Raw genomic sequence first — 16,215 nt, 5'->3', positions numbered from 1 at the left:
CGCGCTGGACTCCGCCGGGTCCAGCGCGATCTTTTTTTATGCCCTGATCCGGCCCGATCCGGGTGGTACGCGGGGTCTTGCGGGGGTACTCGCCGGGGTCCCCGGCGCACCTCTGAATGGGTGGTGCAATTGCACATATTAAATTGGGGGGTTGTAGGTGCGGCGTAAGTTCCCCGGTTCCCAAAACTTGTTCGGTGACTCCCGTCACACTGCCGGAGCGCCGCTGGAACCTCGCCGGAGCCGCCGCCCGGGACTCCGCCGCCGCACCGCGAGCCCCATCCGTCCCGCCGTACGTCTCCCTCGTAGAGAGCCTGCCACCGCCGGGGGCGCCGCCGACCCGCCAATGGTCACCGCTCGGCGGGACTTTCGTCCTCGGGGCGCACAGGTGCGGGATCCGGCGCGGGGGGCGCCGGCGCGGACTCCAGGGCCGCCTCCAAGGCGTTCTCCAGCGCGGAGGGCTCCATCGCGAGCCGCAGCAGCTTGCGGCAGACCGGGCAGCGGCCCGTGTGGTGCCGGTAGCCGCTCGCGGCCGACAGATGGGCGCGCAGCAGCGCCCTGGTCTCGTGCCTCGCGGACGACGCCGTCATGCGCCACCTCCGGACTGGGCCCGCAGCTTCTTCTCTGGGTACCGGTGGCAGGTGACGCCGTCAAGACGGCGGGATGCGATGCGGGAAACGAAGTAGGCCCGGATCCAGGGGATCCGGCCCTACTTCCTACTGCGGTCCTGACGGGATTTGAACCCGCGGCCTCCACCTTGACAGGGTGGCGAGCACTCCAAACTGCTCCACAGGACCAGGTTTCGCGGCCGTTTTTCTTCGTTGGCTGCGAGAGAGACTGTACAGCAGGTCAGAGGGTCCGGTCGAACTCACTCACAGCGATACGGACATCACGGCGCCGCCGCGTCGATCGCCTTCACGATCCGCTTGTCGGAGACCGGGAACGCGGTGCCGAGCGCGTGCGCGAAGTAGCTCACCCGCAGCTCCTCGATCATCCAGCGGATGTCCAGGACCTCCTGCGGAACGGGCCGCCCCTGCGGCATCTGCTCAAGGAGCCACGCGTACTCGTCCTGCATCTCGTGGACCTTCTCCATGCGCGTGGTGTCGCGCTGCACGGAGGTCGGCATCTGCTGGAGGCGCCGGTCCACCGCGACCAGATAGCGCATCAGGTCCGGCAGCCGGCGCATGCCGGTCGCGGTGACGAAGCCGGCCGGCATCAGGGCCGCCAGCTGCTCCCGTACGTCCTGGAGGTTGTTGATCAGGACCAGGCTGTTCGTGGCCTTCAGGCGGCGCTCACAGGCCTGCCAGGCGGCCAGGATCTGCTGCACCTGCCCGACCGTGCGCACGGTCGTGTCGACGAGGTCGGCGCGCACCTTGTCGAAGAGCTTGCGGAACGACTCCTCGTCCCACACCGGCCCGCCGTGCTCGGCGATCAGCCGGTCGGCCGCGGCCATGGCGCAGTCGTCGAAGAGCGCCTGGATCGAGCCGTGCGGATTGCGGGACAGGGCGAGCTTCTGCTGGTTGGTCAGCTTGTCCGAGGCGAACTTCGCCGGGTTCACCGGGATGTTCAGCAGGATCAGCTTCCGGGTGCCGCGCCACATCGCCTGGCGCTGCTCGGCCTCGGTGTCGAAGAGGCGTACGGAAACGGTCTCGCCGGAGTCGACGAGCGCCGGGTACGCCTTCACCGGCTGCCCCGCGCGCTTGGTCTCGAAGACCTTCGTCAGGGTGCCGATCGTCCAGTCCGTGAGGCCCGTGCGCTCGATGGAGACCCCGCCGGACGGGGCGGCGGCCGCGGCGGCCTTGGAGAGGGCCTGACGGGCCTTGGGGCGCAGCTGGAGCTTGAGCGCCTCCAGGTCCTTGTCCTCGGCCAGCTTGCGGCGGCGCTCGTCGACGATCCGGAAGGTGATCTTCAAGTGGTCGGGGACGCGCGTCAGATCGAAGTCGTCGGGCGTGACCGGGACGCCGACCATGCGCTGGAGCTCGCGCGCCAGCGTCGTCGGCAGCGGCTCCTGCAACGGCACGGCCCGCTCCAGGAACTTCGTCGCGAAGTTCGGCGCGGGGACGTAGTGGCGGCGGATCGGCTTCGGCAGCGAGCGGATCAGCTCGGTCACCACTTCCTGGCGCAGGCCGGGGATCTGCCAGTCGAAGCCCTCGTCGGTGACCTGGTTGAGCACCTGGAGCGGGATGTGGACGGTCACACCGTCCGCGTCCGCGCCCGGCTCGAACTGGTACGTCACCCGGAACTTGAGCCGGTCCTGGCGCCAGGAGTCGGGATAGTCGTCCTTGGTGACGGCGAGCGCCGACTCCCGGATGAGCATCTCCCGCTCGAAGTCGAGGAGTTCGGGCTCCTCGTGGCGCTTGTGCTTCCACCAGGAGTCGAAATGGGCGCCGGACACGACGTGTTCGGGCACCCGCTGGTCGTAGAAGTCGAACAGCGTCTCGTCGTCGACCAGGATGTCGCGGCGGCGCGCCCGGTGCTCCAACTCCTCGACCTCGGTGAGGAGTTTGCGGTTGTCGGCGAAGAACTTGTGGTGCGTACGCCAGTCGCCCTCGACCAGCGCGTTGCGGATGAACAGCTCGCGCGAGGCCTCCGGGTCGATACGGCCGTAGTTGACCTTGCGGTTGGCGACGATCGGCACGCCGTAGAGCGTGACCCTCTCGTACGCCATCACCGCGGCCTGGTCCTTCTCCCAGTGCGGCTCGCTGTAGGTGCGCTTGAGCAGATGCTGCGCGATGGGCTCGATCCACTCGGGCTCGATCTTCGCGTTGACCCGCGCCCAGAGCCGGGACGTCTCCACCAGCTCGGCCGACATGACGACCTTGGGCTGCTTCTTGAAGAGCGCCGAGCCCGGGAAGATCGCGAACTTGGCGCTGCGGGCGCCCAGGTACTCGTTCTTGTCGGTGTCCTTCAGGCCGATGTGCGAGAGCAGACCGGCGAGCAGGGAGACATGGACGTGCTGCTCGGGGGCGTCGTCCTCGTTGAGGTGGATGCCCATCGTCTTGGCGACCGTGCGCAGCTGGGAGTAGATGTCCTGCCACTCGCGGATGCGCAGGAAGTTCAGGTACTCCTGCTTGCACATCCGGCGGAAGCTGGAGGAGCCCCGCTCCTTCTGCTGCTCGCGCACATAGCGCCACAGGTTGAGGAAGGCGAGGAAGTCGCTGGTCTCGTCCTTGAAGCGGGCGTGCTGCTGGTCGGCCTGCGTCTGCTTGTCGGAGGGCCGCTCGCGCGGGTCCTGGATGGAGAGCGCGGCCGCGATCACCATGACCTCGCGTACGCAGCCGTTCTTGTCGGCCTCGATGACCATCCGGGCCAGGCGCGGGTCGACGGGCAGCTGGGCGAGCTTGCGCCCCATCTGCGTGAGCCGCTTCTTGGGGTCCTTCTCCGCCGGGTCGAGCGCGCCGAGCTCTTGCAGCAGCTGCACGCCGTCGCGGATGTTGCGGTGGTCCGGCGGGTCGATGAAGGGGAACTTCTCGATGTCGCCGAGCCCGGCCGCGGTCATCTGGAGGATGACGGAGGCCAGGTTCGTCCTCAGGATCTCCGCGTCCGTGAACTCCGGCCGCATGGCGAAGTCGTCCTCGGAGTACAGCCGGATGCAGACACCGTCGCTGGTACGGCCGCAGCGGCCCTTGCGCTGGTTGGCGCTGGCCTGCGAGATCGCCTCGATCGGCAGGCGCTGGACCTTGGTGCGATGGCTGTAGCGGGAGATACGGGCGGTGCCCGGGTCGATCACGTACTTGATGCCCGGCACGGTCAGGGAGGTCTCGGCGACGTTGGTCGCGAGAACGATCCTGCGGCCCGTGTGCTGCTGGAACACGCGGTGCTGCTCGGCGTGCGACAGGCGCGCGTAGAGGGGGAGCACCTCGGTGAACCGGAGGTTCTTCTTGTTGAGCGCGTCCGCCGTGTCGCGGATCTCGCGCTCACCGGAGAGGAAGACCAGGATGTCGCCGGGGCCCTCGGACTGGAGCTCGTCGACGGCGTCGCAGATCGCGGTGATCTGGTCGCGGTCCCCTTCTTCACCTTCGGCGGACTGGCTGTCCTCTTCGAGGAGCGGGCGGTAGCGGACCTCGACCGGATACGTACGCCCGCTGACCTCGACGATCGGCGCGTCCCCGAAGTGGCGCGAGAAGCGCTCGGGGTCGATGGTCGCCGAGGTGATGACGACCTTCAGGTCCGGGCGCCTGGGCAGCAGCTGGGCCAGATAGCCGAGCAGGAAGTCGATGTTGAGGGACCGCTCGTGGGCCTCGTCGATGATGATCGTGTCGTACGCGCGCAGCTCGCGGTCCGTCTGGATCTCGGCGAGCAGGATGCCGTCCGTCATCAGCTTCACGAAGGTCGCGTCCTGGTCGACCTGGTCGGTGAACCGGACCTTCCAGCCGACCGCCTCGCCCAGCGGCGTCTTCAGCTCCTCCGCGATCCGGTCGGCGACCGTGCGGGCCGCGATCCGGCGGGGCTGGGTGTGCCCGATCATGCCGCGCACGCCCCGGCCCAGCTCCATGCAGATCTTGGGGATCTGGGTGGTCTTGCCGGAGCCGGTCTCGCCCGCGACGATCACGACCTGGTTCTCCCGTATCGCCTGAAGGATGTCGTCCTTCTTCTGGCTGACCGGGAGCTGTTCCGGGTACGTGACCTCGGGCATGCGGGAGGCCCGCCGGGCGACGCGCTCGGCGGACTTGGCGGCCTCGGCCCCGATCTCGTCGAGGACTGCCTGCCGGGCCTCGGGCTTCTTGATACGGCGGGCGCCGTCCAGACGGCGGCCGAGCCGGTGGGCGTCGCGCAGCGAGATCTCGGCCAGCAGGGTCTGGAGATCGGCGAAGGAAGTAGACATACCTGATTCAGGATCTCACCCGGCGCGGACGAGTGGCGAACGCATTTCGGGTGCCGTTCCCGGCTTCGGGCGCCCGTCCCCGTCCACCCCGTACCATTTCGGGCATGCCCCGCACCCACGCCCCGCGCCGCCGCCTCGCGGCCGTGCTGCTGATGGTGCTCGGGGTGGTGGCGGTGCTGCTGTGCGGGCCGTCCCCGGCGGCGGTCGCCGACGCGCCGCGCACGCACGCGCCGATGGCGCAGGCCCAGCCCGCCGACAGCTCGCCCGGCTGCAAGCAGAGCGGCAAGCACGACGGCGGCGAGCCCGCCGCCCCGGTGCGGGCCCGGACCGCGTACGACCAGGCCCCGGCGCTGGGGGAGCGGTTCGCCCCGGCGGCCTTCGCCGCGCAGGCCGCGGAGCACCGGATTCCGCCGGTGCGCGGGCCCACGCTCGCCGCGCCCACACCCGTCGAGCTCTCCGTACTGAGGGTCTAGGCGGCCGGTCACCACGACCGGCCGTCCTTTTCCGCTTCCCTCTCGCAGTACGTACACGGAGACCCGTATGTCCAAGTCCCAGGGCACCCCTGCGCCCAAGTCCAAGTCCAAGCCGTCGCAGAAGTCCAGGAAGCCGTCGCGCAAGCCGTTCGTGATCGGCGCGGTCGTGGTGGCGGCCGCCGCCGTCCTCGGCGTCGCGTCCTACCGGGCGTCGGACTCCGGCTCGCAGAAGAAGAACGACGCCTCGGCCACCGCCGCCGAGGCCCCCGAGGGCACCTTCCCCGAGCTGGAGAAGCTGGCCCGCCGGGACGCCAAGGACCCGCTCGCGCAGGGCCGGGCCGACGCCCCGGTCGTGATGATCGAGTACGCCGACTTCAAGTGCTCGTACTGCGGGAAGTTCGCCCGTGACACCGAGCCGGAGCTGGTGAAGAAGTACGTCCAGGACGGCACCCTGCGCGTCGAGTGGCGCAACATGCCGATCTTCGGCGCCCAGTCGGAGGCGGCGGCGCGCGCGGCCTGGGCGGCCGGGCAGCAGGGCCGGTTCTGGCAGTTCCACGCGGCGGCGTACGCCAAGGGCTCCAAGGAGAAGGGCTTCGGCGCCGACCGGCTGCGCGAGCTGGCGAAGGAGGCGGGCGTCGCCGACCTGGACCGTTTCGCACGGGACGCGGACAGCGACGCGGCGAAGGCGTCGGTGAAGAAGGACCAGGACGAGGCGTACGCGCTCGGCGCGAGCTCGACCCCGTCGTTCGTGATCAACGGCCGCCCGCTGGCGGGCGCGCAGCCGATGGACACCTTCGCGCAGGCCATCGACGAGGCGGCCAAGTACAAGGCCGCGCAGACCGCCGGGCCGAAGGCGGCCGGGAAGTGACCCCGGACATCGGCTATCTGGCGGCGTTCCTGGGCGGGCTGCTCGCCCTGCTCAGCCCGTGCAGCGCCCTGCTGCTCCCGGCGTTCTTCGCGTACTCGATCAACTCGACGACCCGCCTTCTCGCCCGCACCGGCATCTTCTACGCGGGCCTGGCGACCACCCTGGTCCCGCTGGGTGCGGCGGGTTCGTATGCCGGTCGGCTCTTCTACGGCCACCGCGACCAGCTGGTCCTCTTCGGCGGCTGGCTGATCATCGCGCTCGGTGCCGCCCAGATCCTCGGCATGGGCTTCGCCAGCCGCAAGATGACGGAGCTGTCCGGCCGGATCCGCCCGACGACGGCCGTCTCGGTGTACGCGCTCGGCGCGGTCTACGGCCTGGCCGGCTTCTGCGCCGGGCCCATCCTGGGCAGCGTCCTGACGGTGGCGGCGGTGAGCGGCAGCCCGGCGTACGGCGGTCTGCTGCTCGCGGTGTACGCGCTCGGCATGGCGGCCCCGCTGTTCCTGCTCGCGCTGCTCTGGGAGCGCTTCGGGCTCGGCCGGCGCCGCTGGCTGCGCGGGAAGGTGATCAAGCTCGGCCGCTTCGAGCTGCACACCACCTCGCTGCTCTCGGGCCTGTTCTTCATCGCCCTGGGCGGCCTGTTCCTCGCGTACGACGGGGCGACGGCGCTGCCCGGGCTGCTGAACGTGGACGACTCGTACGCGGCCGAGAAGTGGGCCCGCTCGTTCGGCGACGCGGTCCCGGACTGGGCGCTGCTGGTGGCCGTGGTGGCGGTGGTCGCGCTGGTCCTCGGCGTACGCGGCTGGCGTGCGCGGGAGCAGGAGACGGAGACCGAGTGAGAACGAGGAAGGCCCCGTCCGATGGACGGGGCCTTCCGGTTGTGGCTGGGGCCGGGGTCGAACCGGCGACCTATCGCTTTTCAGGCGATCGCTCGTACCAACTGAGCTACCCAGCCACGCAGTTCACAAGTGAACTGCAGCGGTCCTGACGGGATTTGAACCCGCGGCCTCCACCTTGACAGGGTGGCGAGCACTCCAAACTGCTCCACAGGACCAAGCAATGTGCGAGCACTAGTCTCGCACACGGTATTGCGTGCCCCCAACGGGATTCGAACCCGTGCTACCGCCTTGAAAGGGCGGCGTCCTGGGCCACTAGACGATGAGGGCTAAGGGCCCACCTGCGCGCTTCGCAGCGCGTCGGGGACGTGAGAAGCATATGGGATGGGAGGCGCCATCGCCAAAACGGTTTCCCGGGGGCTCGCGGCGGGCCCCGCCGGGTCGGGTTCGGGGCCGCTGTCCGCGCGGCCCCGCGCGTTCCGTCCCTGCCCATCCGCGCCCCATGCGTGACAATGGCGGCGTGCTGGAGATGACGCGCGAGGAGTTCGAGGAACTGGTCGCCGAGGCCCTGGACCGCATCCCGTCGGAGCTGACGCGGCTGATGGACAACGTCGCCGTGTTCGTCGAGGACGAGCCCGCCGCCGACCAGCCCGACCTCCTCGGGCTCTACGAGGGGACCCCGCTCACCGACCGGGGCGAGTGGTACGCGGGTGTGCTCCCGGACCGGATCACCATCTACCGGGGCCCCACCCTGCGGATGTGCGAGTCGCGGGAGGACGTGGTCGCGGAGACCGAGGTGACCGTGGTCCACGAGATCGCCCACCACTTCGGCATCGACGACGAGCGGCTGCACGCGCTGGGGTACGGCTGAGTCCTCTGGCGTGCGGCTGAGACCTCCGGCGTACGGCTGAGCGAGCCGGTCCTCTTTACGGGGCCTGACGGGCTGTCGGGTGAACGTGTGTTCGGCCGGTGAGGTGCGCGGCCGGTCAGCGCCGTGGCGGGTGCTACCCGTCGGAATCCCGTTCGTACGGGCAGGGTCCCGGGCGTGTCCCCGGCGGGGAAAAGGGAGTTGGGCAGGGCGACCCTGCCCCGCCCGCGCCTGTGGAGGCCACCCGTGCGCCAGTTGTCCGCCCCCGTCCGTTTGGCCGTGACCGCGCTGGTGGTCGCGGCGTCGGCGGGCTGCATGAGTGTGAGCGACGACGGGAAGGCGCCGAAGCCCTCGGCCTCGGCCGGGCGCGAGGAGGCGGGCGCCGGGACGCGCGGGGTCGCGGGAGTGGCCGGCGGGGCCGGTCGCGGGCGGCCCGGCAAGCGCGGCGAGAAGCCGTCCAGCGGGTCGTCGGCGGCCCCGCGTCCGAGCGGGTCGGCGTCCGGGGCCGCCGAGACCTCCCCGGGCGGGCGGCCGGGCAAGCCGCAGAACCCGGTGCCCCCGGGCGCCCCGGCGGGCGCCCACTCCGCGCCCCCGCAGCAGCCCTCGCAACCGCCGGTGCCGCCGGCCCAGCCGACCCCGCCGGCCAGCCCCACGCCCCCCGATCCGCCGGCCAGCCCGAAGCCCACGAGCGACAGCTCGCCGTCCGCCTCCCCGGCGGCGGACACCCGGAACACCGCGCTCCGGGACATGGGCGCAAGCCCCGCCACCAAGACCGAACCGGCGGCATCGCCGCAGGTGGGACCGGCTTAAGAGGGTTACGGGCGGGTTGGTGTGAGGTGGATCGCACAGGAGTGGTTTGCGCTCCTGTGGGGTGAGTGCGTATGGTGGTAGATCGTTTGATCCCATTGCCCGGCGCCGACACAGAAGCGCGCCGTGTGGCGCGTACTCTCCCTAGCCGTGGCTGACCGCATTGAGGCGGTCGAATTGCGAATCACGGAGTTGACGGGCGCGTGCCGAGACTCCGGAAGGTTTCGCATTTCGCATGTCCATTTCCAGTACTGATCACACCGTCATGCCCGAGAACGACGAGATCGTCGTCGCCGAGGCTGTCGAGACCGTAATCACCGAGACCCCCGAGATCTCCGACGCGGCCGAGGCCGTCGTCGAGGTCGAGGAAGCCGACGCCGAGCCGACCGTCACCTTCGCGGACCTCGGTCTGCCCGAGGGCGTCGTGCGCAAGCTCGCGCAGAACGGTGTGACCACCCCCTTCCCGATCCAGGCCGCGACCATCCCGGACGCCCTGGCCGGCAAGGACATCCTCGGCCGTGGCCGCACCGGCTCCGGCAAGACCCTCTCCTTCGGTCTGCCGACCCTGGCGCAGCTCGCCGGCGGCCACACCGAGAAGAAGAAGCCCCGCGCGGTCATCCTGACCCCGACCCGCGAGCTCGCTATGCAGGTCGCGGACGCCCTCCAGCCGTACGGCGACGTGCTCGGCCTGAAGATCAAGGTCGTCTGCGGCGGTACGTCGATGGGCAACCAGATCTACGCCCTGGAGCGCGGCGTCGACATCCTCGTCGCCACCCCGGGCCGTCTGCGCGACATCATCAACCGCGGCGCCTGCTCGCTGGAGAACACCCAGATCGCCGTCCTCGACGAGGCCGACCAGATGTCCGACCTGGGCTTCCTGCCCGAGGTCACCGAGCTGCTCGACCAGGTGCCGGCCGGCGGCCAGCGCATGCTCTTCTCCGCCACGATGGAGAACGAGATCGGCACGCTCGTCAAGCGCTACCTGGTCGACCCGGTCAGCCACGAGGTCGACAGCGCCCAGGGCAACGTCACGACCATGACGCACCACGTGCTCGTCGTGAAGCCGAAGGACAAGGCGCCGGTCACGGCCGCCATCGCCGCCCGCAAGGGCCGCACGATCATCTTCGTCCGCACCCAGCTGGGCGCCGACCGCATCGCCGAGCAGCTCGTCGAGGCCGGTGTGAAGGCCGACGCGCTGCACGGCGGTATGACGCAGGGCGCCCGTACCCGCGTGCTGGCGGACTTCAAGGACGGTTACGTCAACGCGCTGGTCGCCACCGACGTCGCCGCCCGAGGCATCCACGTCGACGGCATCGACCTGGTCCTGAACGTGGACCCGGCCGGTGACCACAAGGACTACCTGCACCGCTCGGGCCGTACCGCCCGTGCCGGCCGCTCCGGTGTCGTGGTCTCGCTGGCGCTCCCGCACCAGCGCCGCCAGATCTTCCGTCTGATGGAGGACGCGGGCGTCGACGCCTCGCGCCACATCGTCGGCGGTGCCGGCGCCTTCGACCCCGAGGTCGCCGAGATCACCGGTGCCCGTTCGCTGACCGAGGTCCAGGCCGACTCCGCGAACAACGCCGCCAAGCAGGCCGAGCGCGAGGTCGCCGAGCTCACCAAGCAGCTGGAGCGTCTGACGCGCCGCGCCGGTGAGCTGCGCGAGGAGGCCGACCGTCTGGTCGCCCGCTCCGCCCGTGAGCGCGGCGAGGACCCGGAGGCCGCTGTCGCCGAGGTGGCCGAGGCCGCCGAGGCCGAGGTCGCGGCCGCCGTCGTCGCCGCCGAGCCCGTCGCCCAGGAGCGTCCGGCGTACGAGCGCCGTGACGACCGGGGCAACTACGCCCGTCGCGACGACCGTGGTGACCGCGGCGGCGACCGTGGTGGCTTCCGCCGCGACGACCGTCGTGACGACAACCGTGGCGGCTTCCGCCGTGACGACCGTCCGTCGGGTGGCTTCAACCGCGACCGCAACGACCGTGGCTTCGAGCGCCGTGACGACAACCGTGGTGGCGGCTTCCGTCGCGACGACCGTCCGTCGGGCGGTTTCAACCGCGACAACCGCGACCGTAACGACCGTGGTTTCGAGCGCCGTGACGACAACCGTGGCGGTGGCTTCCGCCGCGACGACCGTCGTGACGACAACCGTGGCGGCTTCCGCCGTGACGACCGTCCGTCGGGCGGTTTCAACCGCGACAACCGCGACCGTAACGACCGTGGTTTCGAGCGCCGTGACGACAACCGTGGTGGCGGCTTCAACCGCGACCGGGGCGACCGTCCCTCCGGTGGCTTCCGCTCCGGTGGCGGCGACCGCCCGTTCAACCGTGACCGCAACGACCGTCCGTCGAGCGGCTTCCGCTCCGGTGGCGGCGACCGTCCGTACGGCCGTCGTGACGACCACCGTGGCACCGGCTCCAACACCGGCTCCTTCGGCGGCCGCCGTGACGACAAGCCGCGCTGGAAGCGCAACGGCTGACGCACGCTGAACTGAACGGCGGAAGGGCCCGTACGGCACCCACTGGGTGCGGTACGGGCCCTTCCGCTTTGTCCGTGTACGGGAAGAGGAATCTCCCCGGCGTTACCTGTGTGGTTCCTGTTAGGGTCAAATCACTCGTATGGGGGGTTTGCGGAAGCCGGGGGGCTTTTCGTGCGCGCACCGCGCGGCTTGTCGCGCGTCGTGCCCCTCCCATGCCCAAAAGGCTTTCGGGAGCAGCAACTTGAGACGTCACACCCTCGTACGCAGCGCGGTCGCCACCGTCACGGCGATCGGGATCGCGGCCGGTATCGCCCCGCTGACCACGGGAGCGGCCTTCGCGGCGGACGCGCCCGCCGAACTGGTCATCCCCGCCGACCGCCAGGCCGACCCCAACGCGACCGTGATCAACGCGGCCGGGGAGAGCGGCTATCTCTCCGGCTGGACCAAGTCCGGCTTTAACTGGACGACGTACGCGGACGGCGCCACGAAGCCCGTCACCATGCCCAAGGGCATGACCACCGCGTGGGCCACCGGCACGGACACCCTCGTCCTCACCGGCTCCGCCGACGCGGGTCACGTGGTCCAGCGCCATATGAAGGACGGCTCGGAGCGCACGCTTCCGCTGCCCGCAGGCCAGCTCTTCGCCGGGGCCTTCGGCGACTATGTGGTCACCGACGGGCAGCTCGGCATGTCCCTGCTGTTCTGGGAGGACGGCAAGGTCCAGGAGAAGCGGGTCTCCGGCGCCGGGGTGATCCGCTCGCTCTACTCGGGCAACAAGGACGGCATCTTCGTCGAGCAGAAGTACTCCGGGATGACCATGGTGAGCTGGCTCGACAAGCGGGCCATCGCCGACTCCACCCACCTTGAGGCCAGTCAGTACGACAACGGCAAGATCGTCGTCAGCGGCGGCCGAGCGGTCCAGTGGACCAAGAACGGCAAGGCCACGGTCTGGAAGACCTCGGACTACTGGCAGGCCGACCAGTACCTGACGCTCCCGGGGTACGACAGCTCGCAACTGCTCGGCGTGGTCGGCGACTACGTCATGGTGGCCCGGCCGCTCGGCAAGGAGAGCCAGTACTCCGACCTCAACTACCGAGTGGTGGCACTGCCGTTCAACGGCGGGCGCGAGCGCGTCGTCTTCGAGAAGGCGACCGCCATGGCGCGGTCCAAGCCGGACGGCACGATGGTGATCGGCGCCGAGGTCGAGGGCCGCCGTGCGGTGTACGCGGTGGGCGCCTCCCTGGACGCCACCAAGATCGCCGACGCGTCCACCCAGCCGACCCGGGTCGCGGGGATCTCCCTGGCCCAGGGCCGCCTGAACACGGTCGACCTCGTACCGGGCGACGAGGGCCCGGAGGCGCGGCTGCGCGGCATGGACCTCTCGGTCAACGGCCCGCTGACGGCCGGTCCGCGCACCGACCGGGGCGCGGACCCGAAGGACTTCCCGGCCTCTGGCGCCCCCGACCTCCAGGCCACCGGCGACGGCCGCCTGGTCTACCGCGCGGCCGACGGCGGCGTACGCGTCCTCGACGAGGGCGCGAAGCTCCCGGGGCGGAAGCTGGACGTACAGGCCGACGTTCTTCGGGCCTCGGGCCACTTCGTCGCGACCAAGTCCAACGGCATCCGCGTCACCGACCTCGACACGGGCAAGCCGGTCTACACGGGCCCGTCGGGGAACGACTTCGCTCTGTCGGGCAGCACGCTGTGGAACATGGGCGAGCCCGCGACGGTGGACGCGGTCGACGTACGCACCGGCAAGCGCCTTGACCGGGCCGTGGTCGGCGACTGCATGGCCCCGGCCCTCCAGGCCCAGGGCACCAGCGTGTACTGGGAGTGCGCCCCGGACAACTCCGGTGTGTACGACACGGTCACCAAGAAGTCGGTGAAGCTCCCCGCCCACGAGAGCGCGCTCCTCGGCGAGGGCTATGTCGCCTGGGAGCAGGACGGCGTGCTGAGCGTGACGGACGTACGCGGCGCGACCGGTACCCACACCGTCGGCAAGCCCGCCGACGCCCGCCCCGGGCGCGGCTGGACGGTCGACCGGTTCGGCGGCGCGGTGGCGTATGTGGACGCGGCGGGCGACACGCATGTCGTGCCGTCCGGCGTCGACACGTCCAAGTCCGGCCGGAAGGTACTGGACGAGGACGTTCCGGCGACGATGAACGCCAAGTCGGGTGCGACGACGTTCCGTTGGTGGCTTCCGAGGCCCGCGACTCGTTGGATCCTGATCCTGCGCAAGGGCAGCGACGACGCCGGAGTGGTCCGCGACTTCGAGGGCATGGGGGCGCGCGGTCCGATCAGTGTCGAGTGGGACGGCAAGGACAGGAAGGGCCGCCTCGCGACCAACGGGCGGTACACCTGGGAGCTGTACTCCGACTCCGCCGACAAGAAGAGCCCGATGGTGCTCGCCAAGTCCTCCTTCACCCTGACCGGCGCGGCTCCGGCCCCGCGCGACTATGTGGGCGACGACGGTCTCGGCGACCTGCTCGCCTTCACCCCGGCGGGCGTGGCCGACTTCCGTGGCGGCAAGGACGGCAGGGTCGACGCGAAGGTGTCGGGAAGTGGCTGGACCGGCGCGAACACGGTCACGGCGGCGGTCCCGTTCGGGGACGTTGACGGCGACGGTTCGAACGACGTCCTGGTCCGCCTGTCGAGCGGCGAACTGCGCGCGTACAAGCCGATGGGCAAGGCCCTGACGCCCTCCACCCCGTACGCGAGGATCGGCGGCGGCTGGAACATCTACGACTCCCTGACGTCGACGGGCGACTTCACCGGCGACGGCCGCGCGGACCTCATCGCCCGCGAGGCATCGACGGGCGACCTGTACCTGTACGAGGCCAACGGCTCCGGGAACTTCAAGTCCCGAGTGAAGATCGGCCGGGGCTGGAAGAACTACACGATCACGGGCGCGGGCGACCTGAACGGCGACGGGTTCACGGACCTTCTGGCCCGTGACGCGTCGGGTGTCCTGTGGCTGTACCCGGGCACGGGCAAGGGCGAGTTGGCGGCGCGTACGAAGGTCGGCGATGGCTGGCAGGCGTACAACTCCCTTGTAGGAGCAGGGGACTTGAACGGCGACGGCCGTCCGGACCTCCTGGCCCGCGACACCGCCGGTGTCCTGTGGTCCTACGCGGGCGACGGCAAGGGCAACTTCGCGGGCCGCGTGCGGATCGGTGGCGGGTGGCAGATGTACAAGTACATCGCCTGACGCTCCCGAGGCGCCTGGGAACGGTTTCGGCCAACAATTGGCGCATGGCATGCCCCCGGCGAGGGAATCGCTGGGGGCATGACAAGTGACGCGAGTACGAATCCGGATGCCCACGGGGCTCCGGACGGTCTCGGTCCGGCGGACGGCGTCGCGGTGAGCGTGCGCGGCGCGACGTCCGACGAAGAGCGGCTGGCGCAGCTCGGCTACACCCAGGTGCTGGCCCGCCGGATGTCCGGCTTCGCCAACTACGCCGTCTCGTTCACCATCATCTCGGTCCTCTCCGGCTGCCTGACGATGTACGCGTTCGGCATGAGCACCGGCGGCCCGGCCCTGATCACCTGGGGCTGGGTCGGGGTGGGCCTGATGACGCTGCTGGTCGGTCTGTCGATGGCCGAGATCTGCTCGGCGTACCCGACGTCGGCGGGCCTGTACTTCTGGGCGCACCGGCTGGCCCCGCCGCGCAGCGCGGCGGCCTGGGCGTGGTTCACGGGCTGGTTCAACGTCCTGGGCCAGGTCGCGGTGACCGCCGGGATCGACTTCGGCGCGGCGTCGTTCCTGGGCGCGTACCTGAACCTCCAGTGGGACTTCAAGGTGACGCCGGGCCGCACGATCCTGCTCTTCGCCGCGATCCTGGTCCTGCACGGCCTCCTGAACACCTTCGGCGTAAGGATCGTGGCGATCCTGAACGGCGTGAGCGTGTGGTGGCATGTGCTGGGCGTGGGAGTGATCGTGGGCGCGCTGGCATTCGTACCGGACCACCACCGCTCCACGAAGTTCGTCTTCACCCACTACGTGAACAACACGGGCTGGAGCAGCGGGTTCTATGTGGTCCTGATCGGCCTGCTGATGGCCCAGTACACGTTCACGGGCTATGACGCCTCCGCGCACATGACGGAGGAGACCCATGACGCGTCGACGGCGGGCCCGAAGGGGATCGTGCGCTCGATCTGGACATCGTGGATAGCGGGTTTCGTCCTGCTCCTGGGCTTCACGTACGCCATCCAGTCGTACGACGGCGAACTGTCCTCGCCGACCGGCGCGCCGCCCGCGCAGATCCTCCTGGACGCGCTCGGCGCGACGACGGGCAAGCTGCTGCTGCTCGTGGTGATCGGGGCGCAGCTGTTCTGCGGGATGGCGTCGGTGACGGCCAACTCCCGTATGATCTACGCCTTTTCCCGGGATGGGGCTCTCCCGTTCTCGCGCGTCTGGCACACGGTGAGCCCCCGCACCCGCACCCCGGTGGCGGCGGTGTGGCTGGCGACGGTGGGCGCGCTGGCCCTCGGCCTGCCGTATCTGATCAATGTGACGGCGTACGCGGCGGTGACCTCGATCGCGGTGATCGGCCTGTACATCGCGTACGTGATCCCCACGCTGCTGCGCCTGCTCAAGGGCGACGCCTTCGAACGCGGCCCCTGGCACCTGGGCCGCTGGTCCCGCCCCGTCGGCGTGGCGTCGGTCGCCTGGGTGGCCCTGATCACGGTCCTGTTCATGCTGCCCCAGGTGTCCCCGGTGACATCGAAGAACTTCAACTACGCCCCGGTCGCGGTCCTGGCGGTCCTGGGCTTCGCGACGGTGTGGTGGGTGGCGTCGGCCCGCCGCTGGTTCCTGCGGGACGCGACGCGGGGTGTGCCGGCGTCGGACGCGGCCGCGCCTCCGTTCGGCGCGACGCCGTGACGCCCGGCTGAGCCCCCGCCGGGCCCGGAGGCCGATACCCGATCGGCCTCCGGGCCCTGTCGGGCTATGCTGCGGGGGTGCGGTATGCCAAGGGCCATTAGCTCAATTGGCAGAGCAGTGGACTTTTAATCCATTGGTTGTCGGTTCGAGTCCGACATGGCCTACCGAACGCGGGTGCGGGGAAACTCCCGC

At 70.3% G+C, this 16,215-nt stretch carries 10 protein-coding genes and 5 tRNA genes; 9 read left to right on the top strand and 6 right to left on the bottom strand.

What is annotated here, in order from left to right; genetic code table 11:
• Nucleotides 1–347 precede the first annotated feature (347 nt).
• The 3 genes from ACT1U9_RS14495 to hrpA form a co-directional block, all read right to left on the bottom strand.
• Nucleotides 348–587: a DUF6274 family protein gene (locus ACT1U9_RS14495; RefSeq protein WP_444538704.1), complete on the bottom strand. Its 240-nt coding sequence runs from the start codon at nucleotides 585–587 to the stop codon at nucleotides 348–350.
• A gap of 132 nt (nucleotides 588–719) precedes the next feature.
• A tRNA-Asp gene (locus ACT1U9_RS14490) sits at nucleotides 720–794 on the bottom strand.
• 92 nt (nucleotides 795–886) lie between these two features.
• A complete protein-coding gene (gene hrpA / locus ACT1U9_RS14485) occupies nucleotides 887–4,822 on the bottom strand; it encodes an ATP-dependent RNA helicase HrpA (RefSeq protein WP_444538703.1) in 3,936 nt (1,311 codons plus the stop codon).
• 104 nt (nucleotides 4,823–4,926) lie between these two features.
• Here hrpA and ACT1U9_RS14480 point away from each other — a divergent pair, with 104 nt between their 5' ends.
• The 3 genes from ACT1U9_RS14480 (at nucleotide 4,927) to ACT1U9_RS14470 (ending at nucleotide 6,999) form a co-directional block, all read left to right on the top strand.
• The gene (locus ACT1U9_RS14480; protein WP_444538702.1) at nucleotides 4,927–5,295 is read left to right on the top strand and encodes a hypothetical protein; all 369 of its coding nucleotides are present in this window, start codon (nucleotides 4,927–4,929) and stop codon (nucleotides 5,293–5,295) included.
• Between the two features lie 67 nt (nucleotides 5,296–5,362).
• Nucleotides 5,363–6,163 (top strand): DsbA family protein, encoded by an 801-nt coding sequence (locus tag ACT1U9_RS14475; RefSeq protein WP_444538701.1) that lies wholly within the window; start codon nucleotides 5,363–5,365, stop codon nucleotides 6,161–6,163.
• Nucleotides 6,160–6,999, top strand: coding sequence for a cytochrome c biogenesis CcdA family protein (locus ACT1U9_RS14470; protein ID WP_444538700.1), 840 nt, complete (start codon nucleotides 6,160–6,162; stop codon nucleotides 6,997–6,999). Before ACT1U9_RS14475 ends, ACT1U9_RS14470 begins: the two co-directional genes overlap by 4 nt.
• Before the next feature lie 42 nt (nucleotides 7,000–7,041).
• Here ACT1U9_RS14470 and ACT1U9_RS14465 read toward each other — a convergent pair.
• From ACT1U9_RS14465 to ACT1U9_RS14455, 3 genes are all read right to left on the bottom strand, one after another.
• Nucleotides 7,042–7,115 (bottom strand) — tRNA-Phe (locus ACT1U9_RS14465).
• A gap of 24 nt (nucleotides 7,116–7,139) precedes the next feature.
• Nucleotides 7,140–7,214, bottom strand: a tRNA-Asp gene (locus ACT1U9_RS14460).
• Nucleotides 7,215–7,253: 39 nt separating this feature from the next.
• Nucleotides 7,254–7,326: transfer RNA gene (locus ACT1U9_RS14455), tRNA-Glu, on the bottom strand.
• A gap of 190 nt (nucleotides 7,327–7,516) precedes the next feature.
• On the opposite strand from ACT1U9_RS14455, the gene ACT1U9_RS14450 reads away from it, so the two are divergent.
• The 6 genes from ACT1U9_RS14450 (at nucleotide 7,517) to ACT1U9_RS14425 (ending at nucleotide 16,187) form a co-directional block, all read left to right on the top strand.
• Nucleotides 7,517–7,867, top strand: a complete 351-nt coding sequence (locus tag ACT1U9_RS14450; RefSeq protein ID WP_444538699.1) for a metallopeptidase family protein — start codon at nucleotides 7,517–7,519, stop codon at nucleotides 7,865–7,867.
• 243 nt (nucleotides 7,868–8,110) lie between these two features.
• Nucleotides 8,111–8,674, top strand: a complete 564-nt coding sequence (locus ACT1U9_RS14445) for a hypothetical protein (RefSeq protein WP_444538698.1) — start codon at nucleotides 8,111–8,113, stop codon at nucleotides 8,672–8,674.
• A gap of 232 nt (nucleotides 8,675–8,906) precedes the next feature.
• Nucleotides 8,907–11,141: a DEAD/DEAH box helicase gene (locus tag ACT1U9_RS14440; RefSeq protein WP_444538697.1), complete on the top strand. Its 2,235-nt coding sequence runs from the start codon at nucleotides 8,907–8,909 to the stop codon at nucleotides 11,139–11,141.
• 241 nt (nucleotides 11,142–11,382) lie between these two features.
• Entirely contained in the window at nucleotides 11,383–14,349 is a 2,967-nt protein-coding gene (locus ACT1U9_RS14435; protein ID WP_444538696.1) for an FG-GAP-like repeat-containing protein, read from the top strand.
• Between the two features lie 78 nt (nucleotides 14,350–14,427).
• Nucleotides 14,428–16,023 carry an amino acid permease gene (locus ACT1U9_RS14430; RefSeq protein WP_444538695.1) on the top strand — a complete coding sequence of 532 codons (1,596 nt, stop codon included), beginning with the start codon at nucleotides 14,428–14,430 and terminating at the stop codon, nucleotides 16,021–16,023.
• Between the two features lie 91 nt (nucleotides 16,024–16,114).
• Nucleotides 16,115–16,187 (top strand) — tRNA-Lys (locus ACT1U9_RS14425).
• Nucleotides 16,188–16,215: the final 28 nt, after the last annotated feature.

It is taken from the genome of Streptomyces sp. BR1 (assembly GCF_052373795.1).
Classification (GTDB): domain Bacteria; phylum Actinomycetota; class Actinomycetes; order Streptomycetales; family Streptomycetaceae; genus Streptomyces.
This window is presented reverse-complemented; position numbering and strand designations above follow the sequence as displayed.